This window comes from Virgibacillus sp. LDC1, from assembly GCF_025792345.1.
Taxonomy (GTDB): domain Bacteria; phylum Bacillota; class Bacilli; order Paenibacillales; family Paenibacillaceae; genus Paenibacillus_AQ; species Paenibacillus_AQ lautus.
In genome coordinates this window covers 3,187,005-3,202,247 of the sequence record NZ_JAOXLZ010000001.1, presented here as the reverse complement: position 1 = coordinate 3,202,247, position 15,243 = coordinate 3,187,005, and the positions used below count along the sequence as shown (strand labels likewise).

The following is a 15,243-nucleotide window of genomic DNA, read 5'->3' as shown; positions in this document are numbered from 1 at the left end:
GGATGAGTTGGGAAACGTGATATCTAATAATGAGTGTGTGCTCACTCACAATAAAGAAAGGAGGTATTCCTATGAAAAATCAATCCTACAGCAACCATGAAAGACATGTGCCTGCATTTCATTTTTTCTTGTGCCGCTTAGCTTTGCTATGGTCGCCGCAGCATTCGTTTATCTGTTTGTGACAAATATGCGTGGAATATCGTTATTTACGTCATTGCTTCTCATACTCATGTCATTTTCGGTGGTTATGACCTTATTTCTCATCCGGCAATTCGTTTGTAAGGTGCAAGATCGCGTAATTCGAGCAGAAGAGAACCTAAGGCATTTTGTAATGACAGGGAGGCTCCTGGATCCAAATCTGACAATAGAACAAATTATTGCACTTCGATTCGCTTCGGATGATGAGTTTCTAATGCTGTGTGAGAAAGCTGTTAACGAAAACTTATCATCCAAAAATATCAAGCTTACTATCCGGAACTGGAGATCTGATCATCATCGTGTATAACTCACATATCCAAATTAAAAGGTGGAGGATAGAAATGATCTTAACAGAGCGTTTAAACGTATCCATGATGAAGGCATTGGCTCATTACTGCCAGAGATATATGGATGATCAGTGGCAGAATGTATGGGAAGAGAACCAGAACGAGCTTGAGCATATTTTTCAAAATAAAGGAGATTACGCTTATGGACTCTTTTGTTCCAAGCTATTCCGTCCATTGGAAGCAGAAGTATACAGTGCAGGTTTAACCCCTAAACCCGTAATGCCGGGTACCTTTCCACAATCTGAGGAGCTTTGGGGGCCGTGGGAAGAGAGGGAGAGGCGATTTTGGAGTGTGATTCACTATGATAATGAAAGGGCAATAGGTACCTTAATCACGCGTTTTTTTCACGACCATACTACTTTTCGTATTCCTATCGTGCCGCAAATATATGCCATTCCTCAAACCGACGGAACAGCAATAAAAGAGGTGATTTCTCATTTGCAACCGGAAGCATGGGGATCTATAGGTTGGGGAGATGAGAGGTATGAATAACATAAACTTGGTTCGAGTTTCCCGTGCTTCGTTTATCGTGCTCACTTTGATATTCAGTGTTAGTGTTGCGCTTCAAGTTCTTATCGCCGGAATGGCACTGTTTGTGGATCCAGGAAGTTGGGCAGCCCATGTTAGCTTTGCGAGATATTTTGCCTTTGTACCACTCATCATGGCAATCATGGCATGGATAGGAGGACTTTCCCGACGATTACTTCGGAAAAGCATAGGTTTATTCGGTATGGTGATCGGGATGTTCTTAACAGCGGTATTCTCGTCTCAGATCGGATTTCTATCTGCACTCCACCCGGTCATTGCTTTAATGTTGTTTTGGGGGAGTGTTGACATTATGCGATCAGGTAAAGGATCTAAAATAGATGGGGATTGAAGCGAAATAAGCAATTAACCTTTACCATCTCTATCATAGAAGTTGTATAATCATGGAAGACGTCTCATTCATAATAATGACCCAGTCTTAGATAGAGCTGCTCTATGGCTGGGTTTTGTCACATACTGGACGGCGAAGGAGGCATTGCTTCTTGATGAAGAAAAGAGCATATATTACGGATCTGGATGGAACGCTTCTGCGATCAGATCAGACACTTTCACCCTATACTAGGGATGTTATCTCGAATGCGCTGGAGCAGGACGTGGTTGTTACGTTTGCCACTGCCCGCGGCAATATTAGCGCTCAAAGCGTTGTATCGGTTATCCCGTGGAAATACCCCGTGATTCTATATAACGGCGCTTTAATATATGACGGAGTGAATCAAACCGTTGTAAATGGATACTGGCTGGAGCGCGACATTTCGAATGAGATTATCGACGTCGGAAGAAAGCACGGCATTACCCCCTTTTATTTTTCGCTTGATATGGATCAGCGGGAGCGAGTTCTGCATGAGACGCTGCGCAGAGAAGGGGAAATGTCCTTCTACGATAGCCGCCCCCGTGATCCGAGATTCCTGGAAGTGAAGAACCTGAACTGTCCGCCGGATTACCGGACTTTAGCTCTTACATACATTGGACTACATGAGGAATTGGAGCCGATTCGGCAAGAGGTCACGGCATTATACGGCGACGTGATTCATGCGCATATGATGCCGGATTATTACATTCGCAACCACTATTTCCTCGAATTCAGCCATGCCAAAGCAAACAAAAGAGACGGTCTCCGATTATGGTCCGCCCACATGGGGATTGATCTGGAGAACGCGGTGGTGTTCGGCGACCACATCAATGATATCGGCCTGTTCGAGGCCGGAGGCACACGGATCGCAGTCCGGAACGCGCACGAGAGGATACGGCAGCTGGCTGACCATATTATCGACTCGAATGAGCTTGATGGCGTCGCCCATTATATCGAGCGGCAGATGGAACTATCGCGGAAGAATACCACCATATCCACTCTAGGAGGACAATTATGACGTTGAAAGTGTAATTATTCATAAACCTTCCGTCTTATCGAAATTGACCTTAACCAGCTCGGCAAAAGCGGAAAATGCCTTGTTCTTGAACCGGTCGTTACGCCGGATCAGGCTTGTCGAGGTGTGCCGGAAGACTTCCGGGATCGAGAAGCTGCCCATATTCGCAAATTCTCCACTCAAGACGGAGGTGGGGAGCAGCGTAGCGGCAAGCCCTGATTGTACGATGCCTAATTGGGTCTCTAATGATGAGACTTCGATCATATTGGTCAGCGGAATCCCTTGGCTTAACAGCCATCTTTCGAGGATGCTTCGAAACGGGCATCCCGCCGGAGCAACGGCCCATTTGGTCACCGCCAGATCGGGAAAGGGCTGCTCCTTCGATTTGGTCAGCAGTTTGACCTCATCCTCTTCTATATAATCAGCAACCAGCTTCGGCGGAATGTTTCCCGTCACAAATGCCCCGTCCAGCTGATAGTTTAATACTTGGGTAATCAGCTCCGAAGAGCTGCCGGTCAAGAGCGATAGCTTGACGTCCGGGTACATGGTTTGATAGTCCGACAAGGATTTAATGAAATGTCCGCAATGCACCGTATCCACGACGCCAATGGTTAAAGAACCGCTTGGATAAGGCGTTTCCTGTACAGCACGCACCGCTTCTTCAGACAGATTGTGAATAGTACACGCATAGTCCCGGAACGTGCGCCCTTTTTCCGTCAAGGTCACTCCATTGGCGTGTCTGTTGAATAAGGGGACTCCCAGTTCATTCTCAAGCTTTTTGACCCGGGCCGTAACATTGGACTGCACATACCCAAGTTGCTCCGCAGCGCGGGTGATATTCCCTTCATCGGCAATCCTCAGAAATACCTTCAGATCGGTAAGCTCCATCTAAACCATCCTCTCTTTCCTCCAGGCATCACTAAAAATGATGACATCATTATTTATTATCATTATACGGTATGCCATTTTTAGATTACAATCACAACTACATCACAAACATTTTATATACAAATAAAGAGTGGAAGGATGTTGGAGGATGAAAAAGGCATGGTGGCTCTTATTATTGGCGGGGGCACTGGAGGTTGTATGGGTATCCGGTTTGAAGCATTCCGATACCTGGTGGCAGTGGATCATTACCATCGCTTCGATTATATTCAGCTTTAAAGTTTTTCTGGACTCTGCGGCTAAACTTCCCATCGGTACGGTCTATGTGATTTTCACAGGACTCGGGACAGCCGGTACGGTGCTGATGGAGATCCTTGTGTTTGGCGAGCAGGCGAATCCCATCAAGCTGCTGCTGATTGGCATGTTGGCTGCAGGGGTGTTGGGACTCAAACTGGTCACGAAAGACACGGATAATCAGGCGAAGGAGAGTGGTGCGTAATGGAATGGATCGCTCTGATCGCCGCAGGGTTATGTGAAGTGTTGGGTGTGATTGCGTTAAGAAGGGTGAGCCTGACTCGCAGCTTGGGCTCCTACATCTTTTTGGCCTGTTCGCTCGGTTCGAGTTTTCTGCTGCTGACGTACGCGATGGCCTTTATTTCCATGGGAACCGCTTATGCGATTTGGACGGGAATGGGGACGGCCGGCAGTACCTTGCTGGGGATGTTTGCTTTTGGAGAACCGAAGGAAGCACGTCGGATATTTTTCATTGCTTTAATCCTGGCTTCAGCGATTGGCCTTAAGATTATAACGTAACCCATAGGGGCGTGTAGAATTTCATAGACCTGTGAAGGATATTCTGATTCGCATATAGAATTTAGATATAGTTTGGTGTTTTGAATCCATGCGATCAGACGCCAGGATGCATTTTTTATATGGGAAAGGATAGGTGTATCTTATGAAATTCAGCGAATATCGCTATGAACGCCCCGACGTTAAAGCTTTTGAGCAAAAGTTTAAAGAACAGCTTAGCGCCTTCACCTCCGCCAGCACGTATGAGGAGCAGGATGAGGCGATGACCCGCATTAACAAACTCCGTAGTGAGATGGACACCCTGAGTCAACTGGTGTACATCCGTCACTCGATTGATACAAACGACGAGTTCTATAAGGCAGAGCAGGATTTCTTCGACGAGAACGGACCGGTCATCCAGGAATACATAACGGATTATTATCGTGCCCTCGTGGATTCTAAATTCAGAGCCGAGCTTGAGAACAAATGGGGGCGGCAGCTGTTCCAGCTGGCAGAGCTCTCCCTCAAAACATTCAGTCCTGAGATCATTGAGGACTTGCAGCAGGAGAATAAACTGACGACGGAATATTCGAAGCTGATCGCTTCTGCCAAAATTCAGTTCGAAGGTGAAGAGCGTACCTTGTCGCAATTGATTCCTTTCCAGCAATCGACGGACCGCAATATGCGTAAACGTGCAATGGAGGCGTCCAGCGGCTTCATGGCTGAGAACGAAGCAAACTTCGACCGTATCTATGATGATCTGGTTAAAGTAAGAACCAAGATTGCCAAGAAGCTTGGATTTAACAATTACGTAGAGCTTGGTTATGCTCGCATGGCCCGCACGGATTATAACGCGGAGATGGTCGCTAATTTCCGTAACCAGGTGCTGGAGCATATCGTACCTGTTGCATCCAAGCTGAGAGAACGTCAGCAGAAACGAATCGATGTGGACCAATTGCTGTACTACGATGAGAACTTCTCATTCAAATCGGGGAATGCCACACCTAAGGGTGACCCGGATTGGATCGTCAACCATGGTGCGAAGATGTATGAAGAATTGTCTCCGGAAACTCACGAGTTCTTTACCTTCATGCAGGAGAACGGCCTCATGGATCTTGTTGCCAAAAAAGGCAAGCAGAGCGGCGGATACTGCACCTATATTAGCGAGTACGGCGCACCGTTTATTTTCTCCAACTTTAACGGGACTTCCGGCGATATTGATGTGCTGACGCACGAAGCCGGTCATGCGTTCCAAGTGTACGAGAGCAGAGGGTTCGAGGTACCGGAGTATGGATTTCCTACCTATGAGGCGTGCGAAATTCATTCCATGAGCATGGAGTTCTTCACATGGCCGTGGATGGACCGCTTCTTCGAAGACGAGGCGGATAAATACCGCTTCGACCATCTCGCGAGCGGACTCATCTTCATTCCTTACGGGGTCACGGTTGATGAATTCCAGCATTTTGTTTATGAGAATCCGGATGCAACGCCGGCCGAACGCAAACAGGCATGGCGCGAGATCGAACGAAAATATCTGCCGCACCGGAACTATGAAGATAATGCGTATCTGGAACAAGGCGGTTTCTGGCATAAACAAGGTCATATCTTTAATTCGCCGTTCTATTATATCGACTATACCTTGGCTCAAATCTGTGCATTCCAATTCTGGAAAAGGATGCATGAGGATCAATCCGCTGCATGGGCAGATTATCTGCACCTCTGCCGTCAAGGCGGAAGCAAGTCGTTCACCGAATTGGTGAAGGTGGCAGGTCTGATCTCCCCATTCGAGGATGGCTGTGTCACTTCCGTCATTGGCAGCATCGAGGCTTGGCTGGATAGCGTAGATGATGCAGCTCTTTAAACGTAAATAAGCATGGCTAAGACATGCAGGAGAACACGATGAGTACGTTACTCAGGTGTGCTTCCTGCATGTTTTTAATAGAGAGCATCTCTAAGTATGCCTTACTCACTCATGGCTAATTAGGAGGATTTGACTATGATTACATACAAACCGTTAAGCGCGCTTCCGATTCGGGAAGTATCGGAGCTGTGGAATCACTCATTTGAAGGATACATGGTGAACGCCTCGATGCCGCTGGACCGTTTCATTGCCCGTATCGGAAATGATGGTCTGTGCATGGAGAGATCACTCGCTTGTTACATGGATGGCGTACCGGCCGGCATCGTCATGAACGGCTTTCGGGAGGAAGATGGCGTTAAGATTGCACGTAACGGCGGGACGGCGATAGCCCCTGATTTCCGGGGGAAGGGAATCGGCAAGAACATGATGGAGAAAAACGAAGAGCTGTACGTAGAACAAGGCGTCCGTCGTGCCTATTTAGAGGCGATCAGCACGAATGCGCCAGCGATTCGTCTCTACGAAAGCGTTGGATATCATATCATCGACCGGCTGCTCATCATGACGAATGAACAGCCTCCGGAGCAGCAAGGTGCGAAGAATACTCGTTCACCGTATACGCTGGTCAGAGGCCTAGCTGCGGAGGCTGCCTCCGTAGCCTTCTATCGATCCGGTGAAGTCTGGCAGACAGACGCTTCCAGTATCAAGGATGGCGAATGCGTTATTGTGTATGAAGGAGAAGAACCGGTGGGCTTTGGTTTGTTTAAGCGGGTGTTTGATGCCACAGGTAGTTTGGCAGCAATTACGCTGTTTCGCTGTGAAGCCGCTCCAGGACATCCGGATGCAGAAGCCGTGATGAAGACCGCGGTACTGGAGATGATACAACCCGGTTATGCCTGCAAGCGGTCCGCATTCAACATCCGAGCTTCGCATAAGGAACTGGTGAACGTGCTGAAGGAGCTTGGATTTACGAGCTCGATGGAGCAGGTGCTTATGGTTCATGAATACAGTGCTACATAGGTAGCATAAATATTTGTAAAATTCGAAAGGAATTGCGTGTATGAGAAAAAACAGGGATTTGAGCCTGTACCCGGCCCTCTCGAATGATATCCATTGGGGCGTAGTGAGAGCCAGGTTTGCCTTTGGCGAAGAAATCAATGAATCGAAGGTCAGCAATGTTACCATCCTTCCATTTGACGGGGATCGCTGCATTATTTTTCAGGTAGCGGACGGAAGTTGGGAGCTTCCTGGAGGAACCCTGGAACCCGGGGAGTCCTATATGGATGGACTTAGACGGGAAGTGAGGGAGGAGTTGGGTGCAGAACTTGAGTCGTATCGAATCTTTGGCCAGTTTCGTTGTGAATCCAACAGCAAGACCCCCTATCGGCCGCATATTCCCCATCCTCATTTTGCCCGATTGGTAGGTTATGGGGATGTGTGCATCGTCGGAGAGCCGCTAAATCCCGAAGATGGCGAGCAGGTCATCGCGGTAGAATCTGTTGATTTGGAGGAAGCCGTTAAGCGATTTGAAGAGACCGGCAGGCAAGATATTGCGGACCTGTACAAGCTGGCTTATGCCATACGGCAAGAAGACCTTTCGATTAAGTTAAACGATGAATGATGAGTTGCACCTTAGGTTAGGGAGGGAACGATTGATGAAAGAAACAACCACGATCTATCTCGTGAGACACGGACAGACCGAGTGGAATGTGTTGCACCGTTTTCAAGGACATATGGATTCGCCGCTGACGAAGCTGGGCGTTCAGCAAGCGGAATGGCTCGGCGAAGCCTTGCAGCATGACCCTATCGACCTCATCTACTCAAGTACCAGTAACAGAGCATTCCATACAGCCGAGATTATTAGAGGGGACCGAGATGTGTCGGTTACGGCTTGCGATGAATTCAAAGAAATTAATTTGGGCGTATGGGAGGGACAGATACAGGAACGGATCGGCGAATTATTTCCTCAGCAGCTGGATCATTTCTGGAATCATCCAGAGCTGTTCGGCGTCCCGGGCAGCGAGACTTTTCATGAGGTCAGAGAACGTGCGGTTAACAAGCTTGTCGATATTGTTGCTTCGAATCCAGGCGCCAGTATTTTGCTGGTCACGCATACCGTAGTGGTCAAGCTGTTAATGGCTCATTTTGAAGGGAGAAGCATGGACCGGCTGTGGGATCTGCCATACATCCACCCGACATGCCTGAGCAAGATCGAACTGACCGATGAGGCGCCTTCCATCATTCTGCATGGGGATGTCAGCCATTACAGGGAGGAGCAGGGTGCGTAATGATCGTTCGCTGGTTTGCTGTAGGAGGCCGGCAAACCCAAACAACTTCTAGGATGTGAACAATGCTGTGAGATTCCCTTATAAAATAGGATATGCCGTGACGTTGGTATGGCTGGTTTGGGTTGTATACGGGTATGTGAATTACGATGATATGGCAGACCGCGGCCAACTTTCCATCGTCCTGCTGAGTGCCGTGATTGGCATGATCCTGCTTCCGATTTATTTTATATCCGTGCTGCTGTTCTATGTTTACAAACGTGGTCCGAAAAAGAAGTAGTAGGGGGGCGTTATCTTGAGGGATCGATATCTATATTTGCTCGGAGGACATTCCTTTCAAGCAGAGGCCAATAGACAATTTATAAAGCAAGCCGGCGGTTCCAACGCTAGAATCGCATTATGCATCATGAACAAACCGGGCTGGGAGGAGTATGTTCCCCTTTTTCAGCGGATGTGGAAAGACTCGGGTGCCCAGGATATGCAGGTGATCGTCCCAGACGATCATGGAAAGCTGGACATGGAACATGTCGAACAGGTGTTGTCACAGGCTACGGGAATATTTATTGGCGGTGGCAACACGGAGAAATACCATCACTATTACGCAACCGGTCCCTTTAAAGAGCTGTTAATCGATCGTTACGAGAAGGGTGTTCCAATTGCGGGGAATTCGGCAGGCGCCTTGATTCTTCCGGAGATCTGCCTCATATCGCCGCTGGATAATGAACAAGGCGTAATGTTGTTTAAGCAAGGGGTAGGGTTATTTTCAAATATATTGATCAGCGTACATTATACGGAGTGGAGCGACCAGTCCAATCTGCTGGAAGGTATGAGAACTAAGAAGGTGAAGCGCGGGATCGGCATCGATGAGCAGGCCTGCGCCGTTTTTATCAATGGACAGCTGGCGTATGCTTTGGGGGAATCCGTCCATGAAGTAATCTTCGAGGATGTTGACCTGGATCAGTATACGATCGTAAAGGGGCTGTCCCATAAGTAGGTAGTTTACTCACTAAGCGGTAGATTCGTCAGATTAACAAAATGTGTCAAATGAAGAAATGGCGATGCTCAGGATGTTATCCTTGCACCGCCTTTTCTTGCTCTTGCCGCTTGCTTGTGTAGATTATGGGCAGCGAAAGCCATCCGACCTCTAGACTCATTTTCGTCAGTCCTCAATCAGAAACCAAGAAATGGTTCTTTTCGTATGTCTAACGTATGTTTTCGCACAACGTAGCGGAAAGGACGAAACGATTCCGGACAAGAACAGCGATGGGAGGAACGATTCGTACACGGAGCGTCTCCTATTAGGAAAAAAGGGGCGCTCCGCCAGATCTCGCTAATGAGAAGGATGCCTTCATGAAAACTATAAGAAAAGAATGGTTTTTTTATCTCAAGTGTGTCAAGATAGTACGAAAAATAAGCGACTGGGGGAACGGACAGCATGATCTATCATATGATTTCTAAGGAAGTCTGGATGGCAGCACGAGAGCATAGATTGTACGAGCCGCCGAGCTTAGAGACGGACCGATTCATCCATTGCTCCACAGAGGAGCAAGTCGGCGGAGTAGCCAATACGTTCTACTCAGGCAGGACGGATCTATTGGTATTAGGTATTCAGGAAGATCAGGTGGATGCGGAGATTGTATACGAGGACTTATATGAGATGAACCAGTTGTACCCGCATATTTATGGAGGGCTGAACCTGAATGCCGTCCAGAAGGTGTATCGTCTTGAGCCGGATGAAGAGGGAGTATTTACTTCTCAGGCTTCTACCGAGCTTGAATATAGAGGATAGAACGCAATATAAATCGTAGCCTTATAACAAGGAGGGAATGCAATGATACTCGAAGTGGCCATGCTGCAGGTGAAACCAGGACTTACGGCAGATTTTGAACGCAATTTCCAAGTCGCCTCAGGAATCATATCCAAGATGGAGGGTTATATCCATCATGAGTTGAAGCGGTGCCTGGAGGATCCACACAAATACGTTCTATTGGTGAAATGGGAGACGCTGGAGGATCACACGATAGGATTTAGGGGATCCGCCGAATATCAGGAATGGAAAGAATTACTGCATCACTTTTACGATCCATTTCCCGTCGTTGAACATTTTGAAGATGTATAAATAAAACAACCGTTAAGGCAGGTGGTGGAGATGAACCTGGAAGATCTTATAATGGAGGTTTACGGCAGTCCGCCGCTAAAGATCGAACGCATGTCATTTGGCCATACCAATCAGGTATACAACGTGACATTTTCAGACGAACAAATCATTCTCAGAACCAATCACAAGCCCGGCGTCCTGAGGCATACAGCGGACAATATTGCGATTCTCTCTTCATTAGGTTTGCCGGTACCGAACGTGATCCGAACGGATGTATCCTTGGAAAAGGTCCCCTTTGCTTATATGATACTGGAGCACTTTCCCGGACGGGACCTCCGATATGAGCTTGAGGGAATGACGCGTGAACAATTAGCTGAACTTGCCCAGCAGATCATTTCCTACCAGCGCAGCGTGTCAGAGCTTCCCAGGGGCAGCGGATTCGGATGGGTTCCGATCGGGGAGCAGGGCCCTTTTTCATCTTGGACACAGATCATAGAACGTGATTTCTGCAGTCATATAGATCATATTATCGATGAAGTTACTCCGGAAACCATTGTCCTATTGCAAAAAATGAAGCAGCGTTACACGCCTTATTTCGACCGAGTGGAGCCTGTCTGTTTCCTTGATGATCTTACGATCAAGAATGTAATTGTAGCTGAAGGCAAGCTTCAGGGCATCGTTGATTTCGACTGGGTCTGTTACGGGGATCCACTGTACATGATCGCCCTCACCCAGACGGCGGTGGTCTCCGATATTGGAGATCAGGGAATGCCCTACGTGGAGGCGTTATGCAGGCAGTGGGGAGCGAACCGAGAGCAGCGGGCGCTGATTGATTTCTACTCCGTTATTCATGCCCTGCAATTTATCGGCTTTCACCAGAGGGAGCAGAACGATGTCTGCAAACAGCGAATGGTCTCATTCATATTAGACAAAATAAATAGCGATACAGACGAAAACCGCATGAGCTAAGTTGCCCATGCGGTTCTTGTTATCCATCAGGAGGTTGGCGTGAAACCGACCTTCGGTTTGTCTCGTTCCTTGGTATTCACCGAAACGTAACGGATTGCGGTTAACGGTACATACAGCATCTCGTATTCATCCTTGTACCGGATGAATTGCTCGCCTACTTCCTCCAGCGTGCCGCTCCGCACATAGCTTCCATCCGTAAAATAAATGCTCACTTCCTGGTTCAGCAAACTTTTCAGCATACACGGTTCACTCCTTGTGAATAAAATATAGTATCGGGGCTTGCAGTGTTGGACATGATTACGATTAGCGTCACAGTTTAGTGACGATATCGTCAATGATCCCGTATTCCTTCGCTTCTTCTGCCGACATAAAATAATCCCGCTCCATATCCTTTTCGACGCGTTCGACCGATTGCCCTGTCCGCTCGGATATAATGTGCGCCAGCTTCTCGCGGGTTTTCAAGATGCGTTTAGCCGTAATGGCAATATCGGTGGCCTGCCCCTGTACACCACCCAGCGGCTGATGGATCATGATCTCGCTGTTCGGCAGCGCGAGGCGTTTGCCTTTAGCCCCCGCCAGCAGCAGGATCGCGCCGTAAGAAGCGGCGAAGCCCGTGCAGATCGTATTAACTTGAGGTTTGATAATCTGCATGGTATCGTAAATGCCAAAGCCCGCAGAAACAGAGCCGCCCGGACTGTTAATGTACATGTGGATATCCTTCTCAGGATCCTCAGCCGCCAGAAACAGCAGCTGTGCAATAATACTGTTAGCGATGGCGTCATCGATGGCTGCACCCACAAACACGATCCGATCCTTCAGCAATCTGGAATAAATATCGTAAGATCGTTCACCCCGGTTGGTTTGTTCAACAACATAAGGAACAATATTCATGGTTTCATCCTCCATATTCGTTAGGTTTTCTGGTTTCAGCAAGTAAACGAAGAGGCAGCCGCAAAAGATACGGAGAAACCACGAAATAAAATTTTCGACCATCAAAGTAACGAAAAGATACCTTCGTTCGTTTACCTATAAGATATCTTACCGAGATGAGGAAAGGAGTTAGCTTCCGATGACGATATATCGACCGAGCGTCACCCCTCCGGCTGATCTGAGCCTGGAGGAAATGAATGCTACCCTGCACAGATATTGTCTGTCCCTTACAAACTCCCCATGGGATTCCGATGATCTGGTGCAGGACACTTGGATCAAGGCACTGGAGCATATGAAGCAGCGGAGCCATGTTAATCCCGAAGCGCTGCTGCTTCGGATTGCCAAGAATACATGGATTGACCGGGTCCGCCGGGATCAGACCTATAGACGAATTCTGGATGAGAAGCTGGAACAAGTTTTGCCTAGGGAAGAAACGTCGAACGAGGACAGCAAACTGAACATCGAGTTCGCTTTTCAATGGCTGCGGGAACACTTGTCGCCCCTGCAGCGAACGGTGCTGCTGCTTCGTGAAGTGTATGAATATTCGGTTTCGGAAACCGCGGTTAAACTGAAAACGACGGAGGGAGCGGTGAAAGCGGCTCTTCATCGTGCTCACAAAGTGCTGCAATCGATGGATCCAGAAGAAGAGGAACTTATCTTGACCATGCCGGAAGAGGAGGAAATGACGCTAAATCTTCGGGCATTGGCTGAGGCTTACCAATCCGGGGATGTTGAAGCGGTCGTAAGACTTATTCAATGGAATAGCAGTGAAGCATCAGCCATCGGTTGCATGGTTCCGATGCAGGTTCAAACCCCGAGCGCAAGTTATATGACGTATGGCGGATATTCGTCCGACATGAGAATGGCCGCGTAAAGCGGAGATTTGACAAGGCTGATCATACACTTACCGGAAAGGCCGGAGCAGAAGCTGCTCGGGTCTTTTTTTACGAAGATTTACAAACCTGAATTGCAAGCAGAAGACATGAAATCTCCGTTCATCATATCGTCATCCAGCGTTTCTGGTTGTATACTATAACCACGTAGAACCGTAAGGAATGAGGGATGAGGTTGCAGACCGAAGTGAAGTTGTACACCATGTGCATGATCCAAGACGGAAGCAGAATCCTGCTGATGAATAGACCGGATGCCAAAGGATTTCCCGGTTATATTGCGCCCGGCGGCAAAGTGGATTTTCCGGAAAGCATTGTGAACGGAGCGATTCGGGAGGTTCGGGAAGAAACCGGTTTAATTGTGAAGGACATCATCTATAAGGGCCTCGAGGAATCGTGTGAACCGAATACAGGTCTTCGGTATATGGTGTTTAATTATTTGGCCACTTCTTTTGAAGGGGAGTTGCTGGAGAATCCCCCCGAAGGCGAGCTGGTATGGGTGGATCGGGAAGCGGCATTGAAACTGCCCATGCAGGATTGGTTTAAGCGCCGGTTCCCCCTGTTTTTTGAAGAAGGCACATTTGAATTAAGCGAGATATGGGATGAGAAGACGGGGATTGTTCTGGATGAAACAATCAAGCAGTATCCGGCTAAAATGCCTCAGGCGGCAGGTGTCGTTGATTAACGAAGGGAGCTGTGTTCATGGTGGTCAGAGCAGTGTTCTTCGATTTGTACGAGACGTTAATCACGGAGTTCGAAAAGGGCAAGCGGATATCCAAGAGGCCCTATGATTATATGAATAGCCTCGGGCTATCGGAAGCAGAGTTTAAACGGGAGTGGCATATCCGGTTTGAGCGAAGAATGAATGGGCATTATCCCAGTTATCATGCTGTTATCCGGGATATTCTGGAGTCGCGAAGTTTGCCCTATCATGAGGAACACGTCGAGTTTCTCTACCAATCGAGAGTAAGCGAGAAGACAATCCCTTTCAGCGCCATTCCACAGGAAATCTATGAGATGCTCGGCCTTTTGCGTAAACGGGGATTAAAGCTGGGCTTGATCAGCAATTGCTCGGAAGAAGAGGTGATTTCTTTTGGCCAGAGCGGCTTGGCACCCTACTTCGATGACGTCATTTTCTCTTATAAGGTTGGGGCAGCCAAGCCGAATACCGAAATCTATCGATTGGCTTGTAACCGATTGTCCGTGGCACCGCAGGAATCTCTGTTTATCGGGGATGGCGGTTCAGACGAACTGAGGGGCGCCAGCAATGCCGGTCTTACGCCATATCACGCCTATTGGTTCAATACATACCTTGAGAGCGAGTATGAGAAGATCCATCAACCGCTGCATGTGCTGGACATCATCGAATCTATTAATGAAATGGAGTCGCCTAACAATGAACCTGCAAGCCATTAACCATCTTTGCTTTTCTGTTTCGGAATTGGAAAGGTCCATCGCTTTTTACAGGGATGTGTTTGAAGCCAAACTTCTGGTCAAAGGGAGAAAGCTGGCTTATTTCGATCTGAACGGACTGTGGATTGCTTTAAATGAAGAACAGGTCGACAGAAGCACCGCGAATAGAACGTATACGCATATTGCCTTTACTATGGAAGAGGATGAATATGAATCAACGCTGCTTCGTCTGCAAGCGCTCCAGGTGGAGATTCTGCCGGGCAGGGCAAGGGATGAGAAGGACAAGAAGTCGATCTACTTCCTGGACCCAGATGGACATATGTTCGAGTTTCATACGGGCGGTTTGAAAGACAGGCTGGATTATTACCGCGCGGATAAAGAGCATATGACCTTTTACGATGCCGAATAGTTAGGGGTACGAACGATTCCAATTGCAGATCGAGGGGATGAGCCGATGAATCTTGCCAACAAAATAACGATAGCCAGAATGTTGTTGATTCCATTATTTATTTTGAACAATTATAAACTCATACAATTGAACTGATTAAGCAGGATGACCATTACCCGGGTTTAGACTGATAGGGGCAGCTGTCCATTTCATCACGCCGGAATTTTTCAGCGATTCGGAGCTGGGAAATTATCCTACTTTGTGCCTATTTTGGCGTCGGAAG

At 47.9% G+C, this 15,243-nt stretch carries 22 protein-coding genes; 19 read left to right on the top strand and 3 right to left on the bottom strand.

Going from position 1 to position 15,243, the window contains the following annotated elements:
- The first annotated feature begins 130 nt into the window (after nt 1–130).
- The 4 genes from OHJ21_RS14315 (at nt 131) to OHJ21_RS14300 (ending at nt 2,458) form a co-directional block, all read left to right on the top strand.
- Nucleotides 131–505, top strand: a complete 375-nt coding sequence (locus OHJ21_RS14315; protein WP_486020302.1) for a DUF6526 family protein — start codon at nt 131–133, stop codon at nt 503–505.
- Nucleotides 506–539: 34 nt separating this feature from the next.
- Nucleotides 540–1,037, top strand: a complete 498-nt coding sequence (locus OHJ21_RS14310) for a DUF6022 family protein (protein ID WP_486020301.1) — start codon at nt 540–542, stop codon at nt 1,035–1,037.
- Nucleotides 1,030–1,422, top strand: coding sequence for a DUF6220 domain-containing protein (locus tag OHJ21_RS14305; RefSeq protein ID WP_486020300.1), 393 nt, complete (start codon nt 1,030–1,032; stop codon nt 1,420–1,422). Before OHJ21_RS14310 ends, OHJ21_RS14305 begins: the two co-directional genes overlap by 8 nt.
- A 154-nt stretch (nt 1,423–1,576) precedes the next feature.
- Nucleotides 1,577–2,458 carry an HAD family hydrolase gene (locus tag OHJ21_RS14300; protein WP_486020299.1) on the top strand — a complete coding sequence of 294 codons (882 nt, stop codon included), beginning with the start codon at nt 1,577–1,579 and terminating at the stop codon, nt 2,456–2,458.
- 18 nt (nt 2,459–2,476) lie between these two features.
- Here the strand turns inward: OHJ21_RS14300 and OHJ21_RS14295 are convergent, their stop codons facing one another.
- Entirely contained in the window at nt 2,477–3,343 is an 867-nt protein-coding gene (locus tag OHJ21_RS14295) for a LysR family transcriptional regulator (protein WP_486020298.1), read from the bottom strand.
- A gap of 148 nt (nt 3,344–3,491) precedes the next feature.
- Between OHJ21_RS14295 and OHJ21_RS14290 the strand changes: the two genes are divergently transcribed.
- From OHJ21_RS14290 to OHJ21_RS14240, 11 genes are all read left to right on the top strand, one after another.
- The gene (locus OHJ21_RS14290; protein ID WP_100538283.1) at nt 3,492–3,839 is read left to right on the top strand and encodes a DMT family transporter; all 348 of its coding nucleotides are present in this window, start codon (nt 3,492–3,494) and stop codon (nt 3,837–3,839) included.
- On the top strand, nt 3,839–4,153 hold the full coding sequence (locus tag OHJ21_RS14285) for a DMT family transporter (RefSeq protein ID WP_100538282.1): 315 nt from the start codon (nt 3,839–3,841) through the stop codon (nt 4,151–4,153). The genes OHJ21_RS14290 and OHJ21_RS14285 overlap by 1 nt, the downstream gene beginning before the upstream one ends.
- A 142-nt stretch (nt 4,154–4,295) precedes the next feature.
- Complete coding sequence (locus OHJ21_RS14280) at nt 4,296–5,990, top strand: M3 family oligoendopeptidase (RefSeq protein WP_394054598.1); 1,695 nt, start codon at nt 4,296–4,298, stop codon at nt 5,988–5,990.
- A gap of 135 nt (nt 5,991–6,125) precedes the next feature.
- Nucleotides 6,126–7,007: a GNAT family N-acetyltransferase gene (locus OHJ21_RS14275; protein WP_394054600.1), complete on the top strand. Its 882-nt coding sequence runs from the start codon at nt 6,126–6,128 to the stop codon at nt 7,005–7,007.
- Between the two features lie 40 nt (nt 7,008–7,047).
- Nucleotides 7,048–7,608 (top strand): NUDIX hydrolase, encoded by a 561-nt coding sequence (locus tag OHJ21_RS14270; protein ID WP_394054602.1) that lies wholly within the window; start codon nt 7,048–7,050, stop codon nt 7,606–7,608.
- A gap of 34 nt (nt 7,609–7,642) precedes the next feature.
- A complete protein-coding gene (locus tag OHJ21_RS14265; RefSeq protein ID WP_394054604.1) occupies nt 7,643–8,275 on the top strand; it encodes a histidine phosphatase family protein in 633 nt (210 codons plus the stop codon).
- A 55-nt stretch (nt 8,276–8,330) separates the two neighbouring features.
- Nucleotides 8,331–8,552: a hypothetical protein gene (locus OHJ21_RS14260; RefSeq protein WP_243390783.1), complete on the top strand. Its 222-nt coding sequence runs from the start codon at nt 8,331–8,333 to the stop codon at nt 8,550–8,552.
- A 15-nt stretch (nt 8,553–8,567) separates the two neighbouring features.
- Nucleotides 8,568–9,266 carry a cyanophycinase gene (locus tag OHJ21_RS14255; protein ID WP_394054606.1) on the top strand — a complete coding sequence of 233 codons (699 nt, stop codon included), beginning with the start codon at nt 8,568–8,570 and terminating at the stop codon, nt 9,264–9,266.
- A 441-nt stretch (nt 9,267–9,707) separates the two neighbouring features.
- Nucleotides 9,708–10,061 (top strand): DUF952 domain-containing protein, encoded by a 354-nt coding sequence (locus OHJ21_RS14250; protein ID WP_486020296.1) that lies wholly within the window; start codon nt 9,708–9,710, stop codon nt 10,059–10,061.
- Between the two features lie 42 nt (nt 10,062–10,103).
- On the top strand, nt 10,104–10,391 hold the full coding sequence (locus OHJ21_RS14245) for an antibiotic biosynthesis monooxygenase family protein (RefSeq protein WP_326118875.1): 288 nt from the start codon (nt 10,104–10,106) through the stop codon (nt 10,389–10,391).
- Between the two features lie 30 nt (nt 10,392–10,421).
- A complete protein-coding gene (locus OHJ21_RS14240) occupies nt 10,422–11,339 on the top strand; it encodes a phosphotransferase family protein (protein ID WP_486020295.1) in 918 nt (305 codons plus the stop codon).
- Between the two features lie 26 nt (nt 11,340–11,365).
- Here OHJ21_RS14240 and OHJ21_RS14235 read toward each other — a convergent pair whose 3' ends face one another.
- Together OHJ21_RS14235 and clpP are read right to left on the bottom strand one after the other, a co-directional pair.
- Entirely contained in the window at nt 11,366–11,578 is a 213-nt protein-coding gene (locus OHJ21_RS14235; protein ID WP_100538274.1) for a hypothetical protein, read from the bottom strand.
- Between the two features lie 70 nt (nt 11,579–11,648).
- Nucleotides 11,649–12,245 carry an ATP-dependent Clp endopeptidase proteolytic subunit ClpP gene (clpP, locus tag OHJ21_RS14230; RefSeq protein WP_015736473.1) on the bottom strand — a complete coding sequence of 199 codons (597 nt, stop codon included), beginning with the start codon at nt 12,243–12,245 and terminating at the stop codon, nt 11,649–11,651.
- A 163-nt stretch (nt 12,246–12,408) separates the two neighbouring features.
- Between clpP and OHJ21_RS14225 the strand changes: the two genes are divergently transcribed.
- The 4 genes from OHJ21_RS14225 (at nt 12,409) to fosB (ending at nt 14,981) form a co-directional block, all read left to right on the top strand.
- Nucleotides 12,409–13,143, top strand: a complete 735-nt coding sequence (locus OHJ21_RS14225) for a sigma-70 family RNA polymerase sigma factor (RefSeq protein ID WP_394054612.1) — start codon at nt 12,409–12,411, stop codon at nt 13,141–13,143.
- A gap of 188 nt (nt 13,144–13,331) precedes the next feature.
- The gene (locus OHJ21_RS14220) at nt 13,332–13,844 is read left to right on the top strand and encodes an 8-oxo-dGTP diphosphatase (protein ID WP_326118870.1); all 513 of its coding nucleotides are present in this window, start codon (nt 13,332–13,334) and stop codon (nt 13,842–13,844) included.
- A gap of 17 nt (nt 13,845–13,861) precedes the next feature.
- A complete protein-coding gene (locus OHJ21_RS14215) occupies nt 13,862–14,575 on the top strand; it encodes an HAD family hydrolase (RefSeq protein ID WP_486020294.1) in 714 nt (237 codons plus the stop codon).
- Nucleotides 14,556–14,981, top strand: coding sequence for a metallothiol transferase FosB (gene fosB / locus OHJ21_RS14210; RefSeq protein WP_326118867.1), 426 nt, complete (start codon nt 14,556–14,558; stop codon nt 14,979–14,981). Before OHJ21_RS14215 ends, fosB begins: the two co-directional genes overlap by 20 nt.
- Nucleotides 14,982–15,243 lie beyond the last annotated feature (262 nt).